At 72.6% G+C, this 17,545-nt stretch carries 20 protein-coding genes; 16 read left to right on the top strand and 4 right to left on the bottom strand.

What is annotated here, in order from left to right:
• Nucleotides 1-26: 26 nt before the first annotated feature.
• From PIJ49_RS12630 to PIJ49_RS12585, 10 genes are all read left to right on the top strand, one after another.
• On the top strand, nt 27-857 hold the full coding sequence (locus PIJ49_RS12630) for a metal ABC transporter ATP-binding protein (RefSeq protein WP_271826745.1): 831 nt from the start codon (nt 27-29) through the stop codon (nt 855-857).
• Nucleotides 857-1,801: a metal ABC transporter permease gene (locus PIJ49_RS12625; RefSeq protein WP_066651805.1), complete on the top strand. Its 945-nt coding sequence runs from the start codon at nt 857-859 to the stop codon at nt 1,799-1,801. Before PIJ49_RS12630 ends, PIJ49_RS12625 begins: the two co-directional genes overlap by 1 nt.
• Nucleotides 1,798-2,211, top strand: a complete 414-nt coding sequence (locus PIJ49_RS12620; protein ID WP_081984565.1) for a Fur family transcriptional regulator — start codon at nt 1,798-1,800, stop codon at nt 2,209-2,211. Before PIJ49_RS12625 ends, PIJ49_RS12620 begins: the two co-directional genes overlap by 4 nt.
• 10 nt (nt 2,212-2,221) lie before the next feature.
• On the top strand, nt 2,222-2,917 hold the full coding sequence (locus PIJ49_RS12615; RefSeq protein ID WP_066651807.1) for an alpha/beta fold hydrolase: 696 nt from the start codon (nt 2,222-2,224) through the stop codon (nt 2,915-2,917).
• A 510-nt stretch (nt 2,918-3,427) separates the two neighbouring features.
• Complete coding sequence (rpmB, locus tag PIJ49_RS12610) at nt 3,428-3,664, top strand: 50S ribosomal protein L28 (protein ID WP_022903747.1); 237 nt, start codon at nt 3,428-3,430, stop codon at nt 3,662-3,664.
• Entirely contained in the window at nt 3,664-3,834 is a 171-nt protein-coding gene (gene rpmG / locus PIJ49_RS12605) for a 50S ribosomal protein L33 (RefSeq protein WP_022908193.1), read from the top strand. The genes rpmB and rpmG overlap by 1 nt, the downstream gene beginning before the upstream one ends.
• 2 nt (nt 3,835-3,836) lie before the next feature.
• Complete coding sequence (gene rpsN / locus PIJ49_RS12600; RefSeq protein WP_022903745.1) at nt 3,837-4,142, top strand: 30S ribosomal protein S14; 306 nt, start codon at nt 3,837-3,839, stop codon at nt 4,140-4,142.
• Between the two features lie 291 nt (nt 4,143-4,433).
• Complete coding sequence (locus PIJ49_RS12595) at nt 4,434-4,721, top strand: HU family DNA-binding protein (protein ID WP_058727660.1); 288 nt, start codon at nt 4,434-4,436, stop codon at nt 4,719-4,721.
• 177 nt (nt 4,722-4,898) lie between these two features.
• Nucleotides 4,899-6,863, top strand: a complete 1,965-nt coding sequence (locus PIJ49_RS12590) for a bifunctional copper resistance protein CopD/cytochrome c oxidase assembly protein (RefSeq protein WP_271826744.1) — start codon at nt 4,899-4,901, stop codon at nt 6,861-6,863.
• Nucleotides 6,860-8,167 (top strand): ATP-dependent DNA helicase, encoded by a 1,308-nt coding sequence (locus tag PIJ49_RS12585; protein WP_209684228.1) that lies wholly within the window; start codon nt 6,860-6,862, stop codon nt 8,165-8,167. The genes PIJ49_RS12590 and PIJ49_RS12585 overlap by 4 nt, the downstream gene beginning before the upstream one ends.
• A 307-nt stretch (nt 8,168-8,474) precedes the next feature.
• On the opposite strand, the gene PIJ49_RS12580 is transcribed toward PIJ49_RS12585, so the two are convergent.
• Nucleotides 8,475-8,924: a DUF4383 domain-containing protein gene (locus PIJ49_RS12580; RefSeq protein ID WP_158407721.1), complete on the bottom strand. Its 450-nt coding sequence runs from the start codon at nt 8,922-8,924 to the stop codon at nt 8,475-8,477.
• Between the two features lie 238 nt (nt 8,925-9,162).
• Between PIJ49_RS12580 and PIJ49_RS12575 the strand changes: the two genes are divergently transcribed.
• Both PIJ49_RS12575 and PIJ49_RS12570 read left to right on the top strand, forming a co-directional pair.
• Nucleotides 9,163-10,059: a phosphatase PAP2 family protein gene (locus tag PIJ49_RS12575; protein ID WP_066651815.1), complete on the top strand. Its 897-nt coding sequence runs from the start codon at nt 9,163-9,165 to the stop codon at nt 10,057-10,059.
• 272 nt (nt 10,060-10,331) lie between these two features.
• Nucleotides 10,332-11,471 carry a CE1758 family FMN-dependent luciferase-like monooxygenase gene (locus PIJ49_RS12570; RefSeq protein WP_066651817.1) on the top strand — a complete coding sequence of 380 codons (1,140 nt, stop codon included), beginning with the start codon at nt 10,332-10,334 and terminating at the stop codon, nt 11,469-11,471.
• Between the two features lie 94 nt (nt 11,472-11,565).
• Here PIJ49_RS12570 and PIJ49_RS12565 read toward each other — a convergent pair whose 3' ends face one another.
• Nucleotides 11,566-11,946 carry a DMT family transporter gene (locus tag PIJ49_RS12565; RefSeq protein WP_066651819.1) on the bottom strand — a complete coding sequence of 127 codons (381 nt, stop codon included), beginning with the start codon at nt 11,944-11,946 and terminating at the stop codon, nt 11,566-11,568.
• A gap of 1 nt (nt 11,947) precedes the next feature.
• On the bottom strand, nt 11,948-12,262 hold the full coding sequence (locus PIJ49_RS12560) for a DMT family transporter (protein WP_066651821.1): 315 nt from the start codon (nt 12,260-12,262) through the stop codon (nt 11,948-11,950).
• 94 nt (nt 12,263-12,356) lie between these two features.
• Between PIJ49_RS12560 and PIJ49_RS12555 the strand changes: the two genes are divergently transcribed.
• Genes PIJ49_RS12555 through PIJ49_RS12540 form a run of 4 tightly spaced genes read left to right on the top strand, consistent with a single transcriptional unit; the run spans nt 12,357 to nt 16,316 of the window.
• On the top strand, nt 12,357-12,935 hold the full coding sequence (locus tag PIJ49_RS12555; RefSeq protein ID WP_251159929.1) for a TetR/AcrR family transcriptional regulator: 579 nt from the start codon (nt 12,357-12,359) through the stop codon (nt 12,933-12,935).
• Nucleotides 12,936-12,992: 57 nt separating this feature from the next.
• Nucleotides 12,993-14,006: a permease gene (locus tag PIJ49_RS12550; RefSeq protein WP_066651825.1), complete on the top strand. Its 1,014-nt coding sequence runs from the start codon at nt 12,993-12,995 to the stop codon at nt 14,004-14,006.
• A complete protein-coding gene (locus tag PIJ49_RS12545) occupies nt 13,993-14,892 on the top strand; it encodes a TIGR03943 family putative permease subunit (protein ID WP_271826742.1) in 900 nt (299 codons plus the stop codon). Before PIJ49_RS12550 ends, PIJ49_RS12545 begins: the two co-directional genes overlap by 14 nt.
• Nucleotides 14,892-16,316 carry a hypothetical protein gene (locus tag PIJ49_RS12540; RefSeq protein ID WP_066651827.1) on the top strand — a complete coding sequence of 475 codons (1,425 nt, stop codon included), beginning with the start codon at nt 14,892-14,894 and terminating at the stop codon, nt 16,314-16,316. Before PIJ49_RS12545 ends, PIJ49_RS12540 begins: the two co-directional genes overlap by 1 nt.
• A 31-nt stretch (nt 16,317-16,347) precedes the next feature.
• Here PIJ49_RS12540 and PIJ49_RS12535 read toward each other — a convergent pair whose 3' ends face one another.
• A complete protein-coding gene (locus PIJ49_RS12535) occupies nt 16,348-17,307 on the bottom strand; it encodes a helix-turn-helix transcriptional regulator (protein ID WP_066651828.1) in 960 nt (319 codons plus the stop codon).
• Nucleotides 17,308-17,545: the final 238 nt, after the last annotated feature.

Below are 17,545 nucleotides of genomic sequence, written 5' to 3'. Positions count from 1 at the left end.
CGGCCCCCGGCCGTGGCGGTTCCGCCGTGCTCGCCCTCCGTGACGCGGCGCTCTCGTACGGGTCGCGGACCCTCTGGTCGCACCTCGACCTCGACCTGGCGCCGGGCGAGTTCGTCGCCGTGCTCGGGCCGAACGGCGCCGGCAAGACCTCGCTCCTGCGCACCGTGCTCGGCCAGCAGCGCCTGACGGGCGGGACGATGTCGTTCCTCGGGCAGCCCGTCCGTCGCGGGCACCGGAGGATCGGGTACATCCCGCAGCAGCGCCTCATGGAGTCCGGCACGCCCCTGCGCGCACGGGACATGATCGCCCAGGGGGTGACCGGCTCCCGGTGGGGTGTCCTGCCCGCCAGCCGGGCCGAGCGCGCTCGGGTCGACCGCATCCTCGACGAGGTCGGTGCGACCGCGTTCGCCGACGCCCCGGTGGCCGAGCTGTCCGGCGGTGAGCAGCAGCGCACCCGCGTCGGACAGGCCATCGCCGCGGACCCCGCACTGCTCCTCTGCGACGAGCCGCTCATCTCGCTCGACCTCCGGCACCAGCGGGGCGTCACCGAGCTCATCGACCGGCAGCGTCGGCAGCAGGACGCCGCCGTGCTCTTCGTCACCCACGACGTCAACCCGATCCTCGACGTCGTCGACCGGGTCCTCTACATCGCCGGCGGGCGCTTCCGCATCGGCGCCCCCGACGAGGTCCTGCGTGCCGACGTGCTGAGCGACCTCTACGGCACCCCGGTCGACGTCGTCCGCACGATGGGACGGATCGTCATCGTCGGCGCGAACGAGGCCCACGACCAGACCGGGGCGCACCACCACTGCGATGCCGACCCGCACGCCACCACCCCGGACGAAGGACGCATCTGATGGACGTGCTGTCGACCGTCTTCTCGTTCCAGGACTACGGCGAGCTCCTGGTCCTCGTCCAGAACTCGATCTGGGCCGGCGCCGTGCTCGGCATCGTCGGCGGGCTCATCGGCCCGTTCGTCGTCGCGCGGAACATGCCCTTCGCGGTGCACGGCATCTCGGAACTGTCCTTCGCCGGGGCCAGCGCCGCCCTGCTGTTCGGCGTCAACGTCGTCACCGGGTCGCTCGTCGGCTCCGTCGTCGCGGCGCTGCTCATCGGGCTGCTCGGCTCGCGGGCCCGCGACCGCAACTCGATCATCGCCGTGCTCATGCCGTTCGGTCTCGGGCTCGGCATCCTCTGCCTCGCGCTGTACAAGGGCCGGGCGGCGAACAAGTTCGGGCTGCTGACCGGGCAGATCGTCTCGGTCGACAACCCGCAGCTGACCTCGCTGGTCGTCGTCTCCGCGATCGTCGTCGTGACGCTCCTGGTGATCTGGCGCCCGCTGATGTTCTCGTCGGTCGATCCCGACGTCGCGGCCGCTGCCGGGGTGCCCGTGCGGACCCTCGCGATCGTGTTCATGCTCGCGCTCGGGCTCGCGACCGCGGTGTCGGTGCAGATCGTCGGCGCGCTGCTGGTGCTCTCGCTGCTCGTCACCCCCGCTGCCGCCGCGCTCCGCCTGACCTCGCACCCCGTGGTCGTCCCGGTGCTCTCGACGGTGTTCGCGGTCGTGTCGGTCGTCGGTGGCATCCTGCTCGCACTCGGCGGCGGACTGCCGATCAGCCCCTACGTGACGACGATCTCGTTCGTGATCTGGGTGGTCTGCCGGATCGTCGGCAGCCGCAGGGACAGACGCGGACGCGACCGCATCGCGGACCGTGAGCAGACCGACGGAGGCGTGCCGCGCCTCCCGACCGGGACCGACGCGTCGACCGACGCGACCCGCAGGGAAGGAGTCACCGCGTGAACGCCGTGCAGAAGCCGAAGCGGAACACCTGGCAGCGGGAGGCCGTGCGCAGCGCGCTCTCCGGCACCGAGGGGTTCGTCAGTGCGCAGGCACTCCACCAGCACCTCCGGGACGGTGGTTCCACGATCGGACTGGCGACCGTGTACCGGGCGCTCGCCGACCTGGCGACCGAGGGCGACGCCGACTCGCTGCAGCAGGACGGTGAGTCGCTGTACCGCGCGTGCACGACCGACGCGCACCACCACCACCTGATCTGCCGGAACTGCGGCCGCACGGTCGAGATCGAGGCGGACCCGGTCGAACGGTGGGCGCAGGAGGTCGCGGCGGCGAACGGCTTCACGAACGCCAGCCACGTCGTCGACATCTTCGGCGAGTGCGCGGTCTGCACCGCGGCGCGCACCGGCGAGTAGCCTGCCGCGCATGCACGTCATCCTGGTGCCCGGGTTCTGGCTCGACGCGAGCGCGTGGGACGAGGTGGCGCCCGTGCTGCAGGAGGCCGGACACTCCGTCCAGGCGATCACGCGGACGGGCGACACGCTCGACGAGCAGGTCGCCGGGATCGTGGCGGTCCTCGACGCCGTGGCCACGCCGGACGAGCCCGTCGCGCTCGCCGGGCACTCGGGTGCGGGTCCGATGGTGCTCATGGCCGCCGACCGACGACCGTCGCTCGTGGCGCACCTGCTCTACGTCGACACGTTCCCCGGGCCGGACGGCGCCGTCGTCAACGACGAACTGCCCGTGGTCGACGGGGTCGTACCGCTGCCGTCGTGGGACGTCTGGGAGCCCGCGACCGTGCGCGACGTGACGCCCGCGGTGCGGGAGGACCTCGAGCGCCGGGCGGTCCCGGAGCCCGCGGCCGTGGCGTCCGACCCCTTCCACTACACCGACCCCGCGCGGCACGCGATCCCGGCGACGGTGGTGTCGTGCGAGGTCCCGGCGACGGACCTCGCGGCGATGGTGGCGGAGCACCACGCGTGGACGACGGAGCTCGTCGCCGTCGAGGACCTGACGATCGTGGGCCTCGAGACCGGGCACTGGCCGATGGTCACGGCTCCGCGGGAGCTCGGAGCGCTGCTGGTGCAGGCGCTGGCGCCGCGGCCGACCGCGGGGCCGTAGGCGCCGGCGCGGCTGGTCAGCTGGTCGGCTGGGCGTCCGGGCGCGTCCGGGCGCGTGCGAGCCTCCTGGCCGTCCTCGTCGCACGACTTGCCGTGCGCATCCGTCCTGGTCGCACGACATGCCGTCTGCCGAGCCGCCCGACGGCACGTCCTGCAACCGGGAGTGCCGAGACAGGCCGGACCGGAACCGGCGTGACGGGGCCGAGCCGCGCCTCCAGGCCGGTACCGGTGCGACCCGGACGGGAGGCCCGGCTTGCGACACGCGCGGCCGTCCCGTAACGTTGACCCCTGGTCCGCCGCGTCCGCGTGGCAGACCCAGTTGTTCCAAGCCCTCCGACCGTCGCGTACGCCGCGGTCGCGCGGTGTCTGCGGGTCCTTCGACAGGGTCAGCGGGCCTGGGCGGCGCGCACAACCCCCTCGCTGCGGTCACCTCACGGTGACGAGCGCGTGCGTGCCAGGCAAGTGACCTTGGGAGCGGCCGTCCGGTCGCTCGGTACCTCAGGAGGAAACCATGGCAGCAGTGTGCCAGGTGACCGGAGCCACCCCCGGCTTCGGACACAACATCTCGCACTCGCACCGCCGGACGAAGCGTCGCTTCGACCCGAACGTGCAGAAGAAGACGTACTACGTGCCCTCGCTTCGTCGTAACGTCACGCTCACGCTCAGCGCTAAGGGCATCAAGGTGATCGACGCACGCGGCATCGAGTCCGTCGTCAAGGATCTCCTCGCCCGTGGGGAGAAGATCTGATGGCCAAGAAGGGTCAGGACGTCCGTCCGATCATCAAGCTCCGCTCCACCGCGGGGACCGGGTTCACCTACGTGACCAAGAAGAACCGTCGCAACAACCCGGACCGCCTCGTGCTCAAGAAGTACGACCCGGTGATCCGCAAGCACGTCGACTTCCGTGAGGAGCGCTAAGCATGGCGAAGAAGAGCAAGATCGCGAAGAACAACCAGCGCGCCGAGGTCATCGCGCGCTACGCCGAGCGTCGTCTCGAGCTGAAGAAGGCCCTCGTGGACCCGAACGGCACCGACGAGTCGCGTGAGGCCGCCCGCGTCGGCCTGCAGAAGCTCCCGCGCGACGCGTCGCCGGTCCGCTACCGCAACCGCGACGCCATCGACGGTCGCCCCCGTGGCCACCTCGGTGAGTACGGCATCAGCCGTGTCCGCTTCCGCGACATGGCCCACCGTGGCGAGCTGCCGGGCATCACGAAGAGCTCCTGGTAAGCACCAGCACCACCGAACGCCCCGTCCCTGCAGAGGGACGGGGCGTTCGTCGTTCCCGGCCCGAGCGGGGTACACGGTCGCCACATCCGTCACTCGGACCCCTCCAGACCCTCCACAACCCCGGAAATCCGGGCGAGTCGGTCGTCCGGACCCCGCTCGGCTGGTAGGTTCGCTGACGGTTCCGCCGGGCGTGCTCGTCCGCGGGGCCACCACGTCCAGGGCACCCCGCTCCGGGCGGGCGGGCGTCCCGGACGTCCCACCGACACTGCAAGAAGTCCGAGGAGGACATCCATGGCTGACAAGTCACTGAACCGCACCGAGCTCGTCGCTGCCGTCGCGCAGGAGTCCGGCCAGAGCCAGGCCACCGTCAACGGCGTCGTCGACGCGCTGTTCAGCGTCGTCTCGTCGTCGGTCGCCGACGGCACCAAGGTCACGATCCCGGGCTGGATCGCCTTCGAGAAGACCCACCGCGCCGCGCGCACCGGCCGCAACCCGCAGACGGGTGACGCCATCGAGATCGCCGCGAGCGACTCGGTCAAGGTCAGCGCCGGCTCGAAGCTCAAGGCTGCCGTCAAGTAGGACCGCTCAGCACCACCGGGAAGGGACGGCTCCGGCCGTCCCTTCCGTCGTTCCCGGGCGGCTCCCGTGTCCGCGGTGCCCCGGCCTGTCCTGCACGGCCTGGAGGCGCGGCGCACCGCCCACAGGTCGACCCACCCGGCGTGCCGTGGTCGGTCGGGCACCGCCTAGGCTTGTCGGGTGGACCGGATCGCACGCATCGCCGGCCCCGCCGTGCTGCTGCTCGTCGGGTTCGTCTCCCTCCTCGTCGCCCTCGTGATCGGCGGCGGGGCGGATCGCGCACTCATCGCCGACCCGGGCGCGGTCGTGCGCTTCGGGCTGCCGATCGCTCGGCTCGTCGTCGACCTGTCCGCGGCAGCGACCATCGGCGGGCTCGCGCTCACCGTCGTCGGACTCTCCCGCACCCGCCCCGAGTGGAACCGCGCGATCGACGTCGCCGCCGGTGCCGCCGGGGTCTGGACCGTCGCCGCCGCCGCCACGACCTTCTTCACGTTCCTGTCCGTCGCCGGGTCGGCCCTCAGCCTCGACGAGCAGTTCGGCCAGTCGATGGGGGTCTTCCTCACCGGCACCGACCTCGGCACCGCGTGGCTGGTCTCCGTGCTCATCGCCGCCGCCGTGACGGTGCTCTGCTTCGCCGTCCGCGGGCGGGGCATGGTCGCGCTCACCGCCGGCGTCGCGATGGTCGGGCTCGTGCCGCTCGCGCAGCAGGGGCACGCCGCGGGCACCGCGAGCCACGACTCGGCGGTGACCGCGCTCGGGCTGCACCTGGTCGGCGCAGCCCTGTGGGTCGGTGGCCTGCTGCTCGTCGTGCTCCTGCGGAACGTGCTGCCCGGTGATCGGTTGCCGCTCGTCGTCGCGCGGTACTCGAGCATCGCGCTCGGCTGCTTCGTGCTCGTCGCCGTGTCCGGCACGGCGTCGGCGATCATCCGCATCGGCGCCCCGGCGAACCTGGCCAGCCCGTACGGCGTGCTCGTGCTCGTGAAGACCGCCGCGCTCGTCGGCATCGGCGTGCTCGGCGCGGTGCAACGTCGTCGTGCGATCCGGTCGCTCACCGACGCCCCGGAGCGCCGCGGTGCGTTCTGGACCCTCGTGCTCGTCGAACTCGCCGTGATGGGCATCGCGAGCGGGTTCGCCGCAGCGCTCGGACGGACCGCGACGCCGGCCGGCGAGGTCGCCCTCAGCAAGACGACGAACCCGACCCCGGCCGAGCTGCTGACCGACGACCCGCTCCCCGCGGCGCCGGGGTCGTGGGGTTGGCTCACCGCCTGGAACATCGACCTGTTCTGGCTGCTGGCCGCCGTGCTCGCCGCTGCCGCGTACACCGCCGGCGTGGTCCGACTGCGGCGTCGTGGTGTCTCCTGGCCGGTGCGCCGCTCCGTCGCCGCCGCGATCGCGGTCGTCACGCTGGTCCTGGCGACGTCGGGATCGCTGCACACCTACGACCGCTTCCTGGTGTCCGCCAACGTCGGCGCGCACGTGCTGCTCGGCCTGGTCGTCCCCGCACTCCTCTGGGCGGCCGCGCCCGTGCAGCTCATCCGGTCCGCCGTGCACCCGCGCGACGACGGCTCGACGGGCGTCCGCGAGTGGACGGGCCTGCTCGTCGACAACGGCGTGGTGCGGTACCTGGCGCAGCCGTTCCCGTCCTTCGTGCTCCTCGCCGCGGTCTGGTGGGGGCTCTACGCCACCCAGGTCCTGCGCTGGTCGGTGAGCGACCCGTCCGGCCGCACCCTGGTCGACGTCGGGCTGCTGCTCGTCGGGCTGTTCGCCGTGCCCACGCTCCTCACCCCGGTGGCCGTTGGTGCCCGGGCGGCGAGCACCGGCGCGGCGCTCGTGCGGATCGCGGGCGCGGTCGTCGTGGCGGCAGGCACCGTCTCGCTCGGCATCGCGATGCAGGGGCCGCTCGGCCTGCTCCAGGCGTCGTGGTTCGGCGCGATGGGCCGCGAGTGGGGCCCGACCCCGATCGACGACCAGGCCCGGGCCGGAGTCGTGCTCGTCGTCGCGGGGATCGCGCTGCTCGTGACGGTCGCCGTCGTCACGGTGCTCCGACTGCGCGGCGACCGACCCGCGCCCGACCGTGCGCCCGCCACCGGGTCGGCGAGCGCGGCACCGGACCCGGCACCGGCGTCCGGGACGGCCGAGCGGTGAGCGTCGAGCTCAGCGCCGAACAGCGGGCGGTGTTCGAGTACATCGAGCACACCCGCGACCACGTCTTCATCACCGGACGCGCGGGCACGGGCAAGTCGACGCTCCTCAACCACCTGTCGTGGAACACCGAGAAGCAGGTCGTCATCTGTGCTCCGACCGGCGTCGCCGCGCTCAACGTCGGCGGGCAGACGATCCACTCGCTGTTCCGGCTGCCGATCGGGCTCATCGCCGACGCCGAGCTCCGTCAGGGGCCGGAGACCCGGAAGCTCCTCAACACGATCGACACCCTCGTCATCGACGAGGTCTCGATGGTGAACGCCGACCTGCTCGACGCGATGGACCGGTCGCTCCGCAAGGCCCGCGGACGGCAGTTCGAGGCGTTCGGCGGCGTGCAGGTCGTCATGTTCGGCGACCCGTACCAGCTGCCGCCGGTCCCGGGCGACGGCGACGAGCGGGCGTACTTCACGGACCACTACCGGTCGATGTGGTTCTTCGACGCGAAGGTCTGGCTCGAGGCCGAGCTGCACATCGTCGAGCTCGCGACCGTGCACCGGCAGCGTGACGACGCCTTCGCGGCGATGCTCACCGCGGTGCGGCACGGTCGGGTCACGGCCGACATCGCCGGACAGCTCAACACGGCCGGAGCCCGGCCGGCGCCCGACGACGCCATCACCCTGGCGACCCGGAACGACACGGTCGCGCGGATCAACAAGGCGGCCCTCGACCGGCTGCCGGGCACGGTGAAGACCGCCAGGGCCGACGTCAACGGCGACTTCGGCGGGCGGAACTTCCCGGCGGACGAGGCGCTCGAGCTGAAGCCCGGCGCGCACGTCATGTTCCTCCGCAACGACCCCGACCAGCGCTGGGTGAACGGCACGCTCGGCGTCGTGACCACCATCCGGGACACCGTGTGGGTCGACGTCGACGGGGAGTCCTTCGAGGTCCAGCCGTCCGTGTGGGAGAAGTTCAAGTACTCCTACGACCCGGACAAGAAGGAACTGAAGAAGGACACCGTGGGGGAGTTCCAGCAGTTCCCCCTGCGCCTGGCCTGGGCCGTGACGATCCACAAGTCCCAGGGCTCGACGTACGACCGCGCAGTCGTCGACCTCGGCAACCGGGTCTTCAGCGCCGGGCAGACGTACGTGGCGCTGTCGCGGCTGACGTCGCTCGAGGGGCTCTACCTGACCCGTCCGCTGCGGCCGCAGGACATCATCGTGGACCTCGACGTCCGACGCTTCATGTCGGAGGCGCCGCGGGTCGTGGCGACCGAGCTCGAGGCAGCGCCCGACCCCGACGGCGACTGACGCACCGGCCCCTCCGCCCCCCCGGTGTCGGACGCCCGCCGATCGGGCCAGATCCGTCACGGTCGTCACCCGCCGATCGGGCCGGATCCGTCACTGTCGGCGAGAGTCGTCGACGAGTCCTGCCCGCTCGGCGGACGACCCTGGCGTGTCCTGCCCGCTCGGTGGAGCACCCGTGGTGGACCGAGCCCGCTCGGTGGAGTACCCGTGGTGGGTCCTGCCCGCTCGGCGAGCCCGGCCGAGCCCCGACGACGACGACGCCCCGCCCACCAGCCGGTGGACGGGGCGTCGAGGACGTACGACGGGCGCGTCAGGCGCGCTGGGCCGCCCGGATCGCACGGACGTTCTCGCGGTCCGCACCGAAGGCGGTGAGGAGCAGGACGACGCCGATGATCGCGTGGAACAGGTTGTCCGCGAAGGTCAGCGCGAAGACGTTCGCCGAGGTGCCACCGAGCGCGAAGCCGTACACCGCCATGACGACGAGCACGACGCCGACCAGACGGTTGCCGTTCCGCGCACCGATGGTGGTGCCGAGGCTCGTGATGAGCAGCACGACGGCGAGCAGGATCCAGAGCAGGCACATCGCCGGGTTGACGCCGAACGCGTTCCAGAGCATCCCGCCCTCGCGGCTGAAGAAGCCCGGGTCGCCGTCGGCGGCGAAGAAGAAGCCGAGGAAGCCCCAGAGCGCCAGGAGCGATCCCACCGTCAGGGCGAGGCCCCGGTTCGGCGACGCCGTGATGCTGGGTTCCTTGATGGCCACTTCGGTCTCCTCCTGGTACAGGGTGGTCGCACCGGACGGACCGGCGGCGGGAGCCGGAGCACCTGCCCGCGGTGCACGGGTGGTGCGGCCGTCGGATCCTGAGGTGGCTGACCCCTGGTTCACAGGCGCGGACCGGCGGACCAACGGTATCGTGTCGGACCCCGACCGTCCGAATCGCACGCGCGGCACCAGCCGGACGAGGAGACCGATGATCGCCACACCGAGGAGGACCACGCCGGTGACCCGCACGCCCGAACGCACCGCGCCCGAGTCGCGCGGACCGTTGGTCTCGCGGCGCTTGCGGTGGGGGCTGCTGGCGGCTCTGGGGTTCGTGATCGTGCCTCTCGTCTACGCCGTCGCCGTGCTGACGCCGGTCGGGCAGCGGGTCGAGGACGCCGCGCTCGGCGGGGTCCGGGAGTCCGACCTGTTCGGGTCGGACACTGCACTGAACGTCATCTCGGTGCCGGTCATCCTGTTGCTGGTGGTCGTGATCGCCGCCGTCGCGTTCGCCCGGCGCCGGCTCGCGGTCGGACTCGGAGCGGGCGTCGTGGTGCTCGCGTCGGCAGCCACCTCGACTCTCGTGAAGCGTATCGCCGAGCGCCCGGAGATCGCCCAGTCGGAGACGCCCAACTCGTACCCTTCCGGACACGCGACGATCGCGCTCGCGGCACTGTTCGCCGTGCTCCTCGTGACGCCCCGGCGCTGGCGACCGGTGGTGACGATCGTGGGGGCTGCCTACGCCGTGTTCGTGGCGAACCAGACGGTCGTGTACGGCTGGCACCGGGTGAGTGACATCGTCGGGGCCTGCGCGATCGCCCTGTTCTGGCTCGGGCTCGTCCGTGCCGTCGGACCGCGGGTCGACCGCGGGGAGCGCGGTGACCGGGACGGGCGTCGGGGACCCCGTCGCCTGGTGACCGCGTTGCTCCTGGTCGCGACGGGCGTCGGTCTGCTCGTCGGGGTGGTCGCCGTGGTCGCGGGCCTGGCCGGGATCGCCGACCTGCACGATGCGGTCCTGGTCGCGGGCCGCATGGCGTCGAGCGTGAGCGTGCTGGCGGTCGTCACGGTCGTGTGGCTCGCTGACGGGCTCCACCACGCCGCGCAGACGGACGAACGCGCCCTGCCGCCCCGCCGCTGAGCTGCAGTCCAGGCGGACTGCCCCCCCCCCGAACGAGCGGACGCCTCGACGACCGGGAGGCGTCGCCGCTGAACACCTCCGGGCACACCCGGCGCTGAACGCCTCCGGGCACACCCGGCGCTGAACGCCTCCGGGTACACCTTGCGCTGTGCGCCTCCGGACGCACCCGGCGCTGGCGGGAATGCCCGACGCTGCGGTACGTTGTAACCGGCAAGTCGATGCAAACGCATCGAACCAGCAGCACCAGCAGCCAGCACCAGGAGGCGGGCACCATGCAGTTCGGGATCTTCACCGTCAGCGACGTCACGACGGACCCCACGACCGGCACCACGCCGGACGACACCCAGCGCGTCCGGGACATCCTGACGATCGCCGAGCACGCGGACCAGGCCGGCCTCGACGTCTTCGCCACCGGCGAGCACCACAACCCGCCGTTCGTGGCGTCGAGCCCGACGACGATGCTCGGCTACCTGGCCGGTCGGACGGAACACATCACCCTGTCCACGAGCACGACCCTCGTCACCACGAACGACCCGGTCCGCATCGCCGAGGAGTACGCGATGCTCCAGGTCATCAGCGACGGCCGCATGGACCTCATGATGGGCCGCGGCAACACCGGTCCGGTCTACCCGTGGTTCGGGCAGGACATCCGTCAGGGCGTGAACCTGGCCATCGAGAACTACGCGCTCATCCGCCAGCTGTGGGAGAACGACGTCGTGAACTGGCAGGGGAAGTTCCGCACCCCGCTGCAGGGCTTCACCTCGACCCCGCGTCCGCTCGACGGGGTCGCGCCCTTCGTGTGGCACGGCTCGATCCGCACGCCGGAGATCGCCGAGCAGGCCGCGTACTACGGCGACGGCTTCCTGCACAACAACATCTTCTGGCCGATCCAGCACACCGAGCAGATGGTCGGTCTGTACCGCCAGCGCTTCGAGCACTACGGGCACGGCACGGCCGACCAGGCGATCGTCGGCCTCGGCGGGCAGTTCTTCGCCCGGAAGAACTCGCAGGACGCCTGGGACGAGTTCCGCCCCTACTTCGACAACGCCCCGGTGTACGGCCACGGCCCGTCGATGGAGGACTTCACCGCCCAGACCCCGCTCACCGTCGGCTCGCCGCAGCAGGTCATCGACCGCTACGCCACGATGAAGGACCACGTCGGGCACTACCAGCGCCAGATGTTCCTCATCGACCACGCCGGGCTGCCGCTCAAGACGGTGCTCGAGCAGATCGACATCCTGGCCGAGGACATCGTCCCCGAGCTCCGGAGGATCAACGAGGCGGACCGTCCGGCGCACGTGCCGTCCGACCCGCCCTCGCACGCCGACCGTGTGGCCGCCGCGCTCGCCGCGGGGACCGCGGCGAGCGACCACGTCGCGGCCGAGGACGAGTGGACGGGTGCGTCCGTCTGATCACGTGACCCCCTGACGGACGGGCGGCGCGGTGCCGGCTGGCACCGCGCCTCCCGTCCGTCGCCACGCGCGTTCCGACCCATCGCACTCTCTCCTACGCGCGGGGCGACTGCTGCGGAGCGGTGCTGGCCCCGGGCTCCGGGGCCGGCGCCACCGGGCGGGCCGGCACCAGCTTGAGGCCGACGACGCACCCGACGATGCCGGCGATGAAGAGCAGGCGCAGGAACGTGACGGGCTCGGCGCCGGTCGCCATGCCCCACAGGACGGTGAGGGCCGCGCCGGTGCCCGTCCACACCGCGTAGGCGGTGCTGATCGGGATGTGCTGCAGCACGTACCCGAACGCGACCAGGCTCACGACGATCGTGACCGCGAAGAGGGCGGTCGGGCCGGGGACGGTGAAGCCGTCGCTGGCGCCGAGGGCCGTGGCCCAGACGGTCTCGAGCGCCGCGCTGACGAACAGGACGAGCCATGCCACGTCAGCTCACCACCTTGAGGCCGACCACGCAGGCGACCAGGCCGAGGACGAGGGCGACACGGGCGACGGAAGCGGCCTCCTGGCGGCGGAGGATCGCGACCACGACCGTCAGCGACGCCCCGATGCCGACCCACACGGCGTAGGCCGTGCCGACCGGGATCGCCTTCATGGCGAACGCGAGGCCCACCATGCTGAGCACCATGCCGGCCACGAACACGACCGTCGGCACCACCTTCTTGAACCCGTTCGACGCGCTCAGCGCGGTGGCCCACACCGCTTCGAGCACACCGGACAGGACGAGCACGACCCATGCCATGGCGGTCTCCCTTCCTCGTCGCGAGTCGCACGACTGTGCGACTCACGCCGGACCGACGCTAGCACGAGTCGTACGAGCGTGCGACGATGTGCTGGTGACCACCCGCGAGGACCTCGAACAGCGCCGTCTCGACGTGTCCGACGCCGCGTGCCGCGTCCTCGCCCGTGACGGACTGGGCGCCCTGAGCGTCCGCGGCGTCGCCGCCGAGGCCGGGCTGCCGCCGAGCACCGTGCGCTACGTGTTCCCGACGCAGGCGGCGATGCGCGAGCACACCATCACGCTCGTGTTCGACCGGACCCGTGAACGGATCGACGCGATCCCCGAGGGGCTGCCCGACCGCGAGACCGCACGCCGGATCCTGCTCGAGCTGCTGCCGCTGGACGACGAGCGGGTGGTCGAGCTCGACGTGTACCTGGCGCTCGGCAACGCCGCGCTCACCGACGCTGCGCTCCGACCGGCCCTGGACCGGGTGGTCGCCGAGATGCGCACGTGGTGCGACCGGATCGTCGCACTCGTCGGGGTGCCGGAGGACCAGCGGGCCGACGAGGCGTGCCGACTCCACGCGCTCGTCGACGGTCTCGCGGTGCACGTCACACGCCTCGCCCCGGGGGAGTCCGCCGAGTGGGCGGTCGACCTGCTCGACCGACACCTGGCCGGCCTGCCCTCCGACTGACACCCGTCCCCGCGCGGCTCGGAGGGAGCCGGCGCGCTCCTCGCCTATCCTGTCCCGGTGACGAGCGCTCCCACTCGCCCCGCCCCCACCCGCACGCTCACCGGCCCCGGCCTGGTGCTCGGCGCCGTCGTGGTGCTGCTCGGCGTGCGCGTGGTATCGCCGAGCGTGGGCACGGCCGGGCTGCCCGACGTCGTGCAGGACTTCCTGACACTCGCCATCAGCGTCGTCGTCGAGTCGCTGCCGTTCGTCGTGCTCGGCATCGTGCTCTCGATCGTCGTCGAGGTCTGGGTGCCGGCGGGCGTGCTCGAGCGGATCCTGCCCGAGCGGCCGCTGCCCCGACGGGCGGTCATCTCGCTCATCGGGATGCTCTTCCCGGTGTGCGAGTGCGGGAACGTGCCGCTCGCCCGGGGGCTCATGATGCGCGGGTTCACCCCCGCCGAGGCCGTCACGTTCCTGGTCGCCGCTCCGATCCTCAACCCGCTCGTGATCATCAGCACGGCGCAGGCGTTCGGGTGGTCCGGGTGGATCCTCGTCGTCCGCATCGTCGGGGGGTTCGTGCTGGCGAACCTGGTCGGGTGGATCGTCGCCGCGCACCGTCGCCCGGCCGAGCTGCTCCTGCCCGCGTTCGAGGCCCGGTGCCGTGCCGCCGTCGGGGCGCCGCGCTCCCGCAACCGCTGGCGCGAGAGCGCGTCGCAGTTCGGCGGCGAGACCGCGACGATGATGCCCGCGCTCTTCGTCGGTGCCGGGCTCGCGGCCGCGATCCAGGTCGCGGTACCCCGGTCGACGCTCGTCGCGGTGGGCGCGAACCCGGTGCTGTCGGTCGCCGCGATGATGCTCCTGGCGATGACGATCTCGCTCTGCTCGAACGTCGACGCGTTCTTCGCGCTGTCGTTCGCCTCGACGTTCCTGCCGGGGTCGATCACGGCGTTCCTGCTCATCGGGCCGATCATCGACGTCAAGATGATCGCCCTGCTCCGGACGACGTTCCGCGCGCGCTTCCTGGTGCTGCTCGCCGTCGTCTGCGTCCTGTTCACCGCGGCGGTCGGGTTGGTGATGAATGTCCTCGTCTGAGAAGGCTCCCGCGTACCTCGGGCTCGGGTCGGTGCTCGCGGTGGCGCTGTGCACGCTGTGGCTCGCCCTGGTCGGACACCTCGACCTGTACATCAACCCGCGGTACGACCTGTTCACGATCATCCTCGCCGCGGTCGCCGTACCGGCCTCGGTGGCGGGGCTCGTCGCCGTGGCGCGCGGGCACGGGCACGCCCACGCCGACGAGCACGACCACGCGCACGCCGCCCACGCCGCCCACGCCGACGGGGGCGGCCACGCGCACGGTGGCGGCCACGCGCGCACTCCCGACGACGGGACCGCCTACGAGCACGGCTCCGACGCCGCCCGGGCGGTCCGCCGCCGCGCCCCCGGAGCCGCACGGGTCACCCGCGGTGTCCTCGGCGGCATCGCGGCCGCTGCCACCGTCGGGGTCACGGTCGCCATGCTCGTGCTCCCGCCGACCACCCTGTCCGCCCGCACCGCCCAGCAGCGGAGCGTCGACACCACGACCCTGTCGAACGCCACCGGCACGCAGGACGTCGCCCTGCTGGGCAGCGAGGGCGTCGACACCTCGGAGTACGGCGTGAAGGACTGGGCGGCGCTCATCCGTCAGACCACGGACACGAGCGCGCTGGTCGGCAAGCCGGTCGAGCTCTCCGGCTTCGTCGTCCCGGGCGCGGACGGGTCCTTCACGCTGACGCGCTTCGTGATCAGCTGCTGCGCCGTCGACGCCCAACCGGTCGGCCTCGGTGTGGTCGTCGACGGCCCCGTGCCCGACGCCGACCAGTGGGTGCGCGTCACGGGCAAGCTCGCGGCGAACCCGGACCAGTCCGCCGACGCACGGATCGTCATCCGTGCCGCCGAGGTCCGCGCCATCGACCAGCCGACGGACCCCTACGAGTACTGATGCGCACGAGCACCGACACCGACGACACCGCACCGCTCCGCCGCCGCCCGCGCGACCGGTTCCGTCGCCGACTGGTGGCGTCGATCACGGTCTTCGTGCTCGTCGGCGCCGTCGCCGCGGTCGTCGGCTCGCAGCAGGGCCCCCGGCTCCGTGACGTCACCTACGACGCCACCGGTCTCGTGTCCCGGCCGGCGCAGCGCGTCATCCTCACCGCGAACCAGGCCCTGCAGCAGGTGCCGGCCGACGCCGTCACCGTGACCCCGTCGGCCCCGCACACCGTCACCTCGAGCGGCAACACGATCGCGGTCGAGTTCGCCGGGCCGCTCGCCTACGACCGCACGTACGAGATCGCCGTGCGTGACGTCCGCGCCCCGGGGCAGCCCGCCGCGTCCGAGCTCCGCACGACGATCACGACGGGCAGCACCGACGTGCTCGCCCTCGTGCCCGCTCCGTCCGGCGGGAAGGACCGGATCGTCCGGCGCTCCCTCGACGCCGGCGGCGCCACCACGGTCTTCGAGGCCGCGGGCATCACCGAGTACGCGCGCCTCGGCCGCTCGCTCGTGGTCGTCCGCGGTGCCGACGGTCGCTCGTCGGTCGAGATCGTGCCCCTGGCCGGCGGCGTGCAGGACGACAGCACCCCCGTGGAGCGGCTGACGCTCCCGACCGCGGCGGGCCGGGTGACCGCGCTGCACGTCGCCGACGACGGGGCGTCCTTCGGGTTCGAGTACGCCGACACGTCGACCGGCCAGTCGCGGGACGTCGGGCTGTACGTGGTCGACATGACCGGCACGCACCTGCCGACGGCGATCGCGGCCGACGGGAAGCCGACCGCCGGTGCCGAACCGATGACCGTCGGGCAGTGGGCGTACGTGCCCCGCACCGAGAGCGCCCTGGTGCGGACCGGCTCCGACGACCTGGTGCTCGTCGACATGAGCGGGCGGAACGACCCGGTCCGGCTCGGCAGCGCGACGTACCTGCACGGCTACGTCGGCAGCGGCACCACGGCGGTCGTCGAGACCGGCACGGGGATCGTGCGGCTCGACCTGACCGACGGGCAGCGCCAGGACCTGCCGGCACCGCAGGGCAGCACCGATGCGCCGTACCTCGGTCGGATCGCCCCGCTCACGGACGACACGTACGTGCGCGTGGTGGGCGAGGTGCGGGCCGACGGCACCCTCGCCCAGCGGATCGTGCGCGTGGACGGCAGCCGTGCCTCCCGGCTGCCCGTGACGGTGCCGGAGGACGCGAGCGTCACCGCGGTCTGCCCGTCCCCGAACAGTCAGTTCCTCGCGGTCACCACGCGGTCCGCGTCGGGGGACCTGGTGAGCGTCGTCGACGCCTCCTCCGGTGCCCTCGAGGCGAGCGTGCAGGCGTCCTCGGTCGACTGGTGCGGCGCGCTGCCGTCCGGCGACGAGGTCGGCTGACCGGCGACGAGCGACGAGCAGCGGCCCGGGGTCAGCGCCGCAGCGTCTGCTTCGGGTACTCCCCGAACCGCCGCAGGTACTCGCCCGAGAACCGTCCCATGTGGGTGAAGCCCCAGCGGGCCGCGATCGCGGCGACGGCGACGGAGCCGGGCTCGGCACGGAGCAGGTCGTCGTGCGCCCGGCGCAGCCGCACCTCGCGGAGGTACTGCATCGGCGTGCGGTCGAGGGTCCGCTGGAAGGACTCCTGCAGTCCGCGCACGCTCAGACCGGCAGCGATGGCGATGTCGGACACCGTCAGCGGCTCGTGGGCCCGTGCGTGGACGGTCTCGACGGCGGAGCGGACGCGGGCGTTGCGGTGCTCACCCCAGCCGACGGGAGCGGGCTCCCCGTGGAACCGGTAGAGGTCGAGCAGGGAGCGGACGACCTCGCGCTGGGACTCGTGCCACGCGAGCGATCCCGCGCCTCCGTCGCGCAGCGCCCGCACCGCCGATGCGACCGACGCACGCCACCGCTCGACGGCCGCCGTCGTGGGTGGCGTGAACCGGTCGAAGGCGAGCGTGCCGTCGACGAGGTGGCGCTCCGAGGCCACGTCGAGCACGAGGTCGCGGTCGAGGTGCACCAGTCGCTGGTCCCAGTCGCGGTACTCCATCTCGAAGCGCTGCTCGATCGGGAAGAGCACGGGGACGCCCGGCTGCATGCGGACGGCGTTCCGGCCGGTGTCGACGGTCGCGGTGCCGGAGTCGAGCCACTGGACGACGACCTCGCCCTCGACGGCGACGTCGCCGCGCAGTGAGCCGTGCATCTGCGACCGGCGGATGCTCATGCGCTCGTCGCCGACGGCGACGTAGCGGTACCAGTAGTCGTCGTCGACGTGCGCCGAGTGCCAGGCCTTGCCGGCGTACATCCCGGCGAGGTCGGCGATCGCGCCGTCGGTGTCACTGCCGGACACCGACACCAGGGAGCGGAGTCCCTCGTTCGTCGTGTCGTCCATCGAACCAGCCTCCCTCCTCGTGTCGGTGCAGCGGGCGCGTCGCGCAGCCCGGACTGCTGTCTCGCGTTCTGCGGACAAGGAGGGTGGTGCCACTCCGGATGGACGGACGGACGGGTGGGGGGGGGGGGGGGGGGGGGGGGGGGGGGGGGGGGGGGGGGGGGGGGGGGGGGGGGGGGCGGGCGGGGGCGGGGGGGGGGGGGCCGCGCGGCCCCCCCCCCCCCCCCCCACCCGTCCGTTC

Source organism: Curtobacterium uvaldense (assembly GCF_028307415.1).
Taxonomy (GTDB): Bacteria; Actinomycetota; Actinomycetes; order Actinomycetales; family Microbacteriaceae; genus Curtobacterium.
The sequence above is the reverse complement of the archived record's forward strand: the minus strand, read 5'-3'. Positions and strand labels throughout refer to the sequence as shown.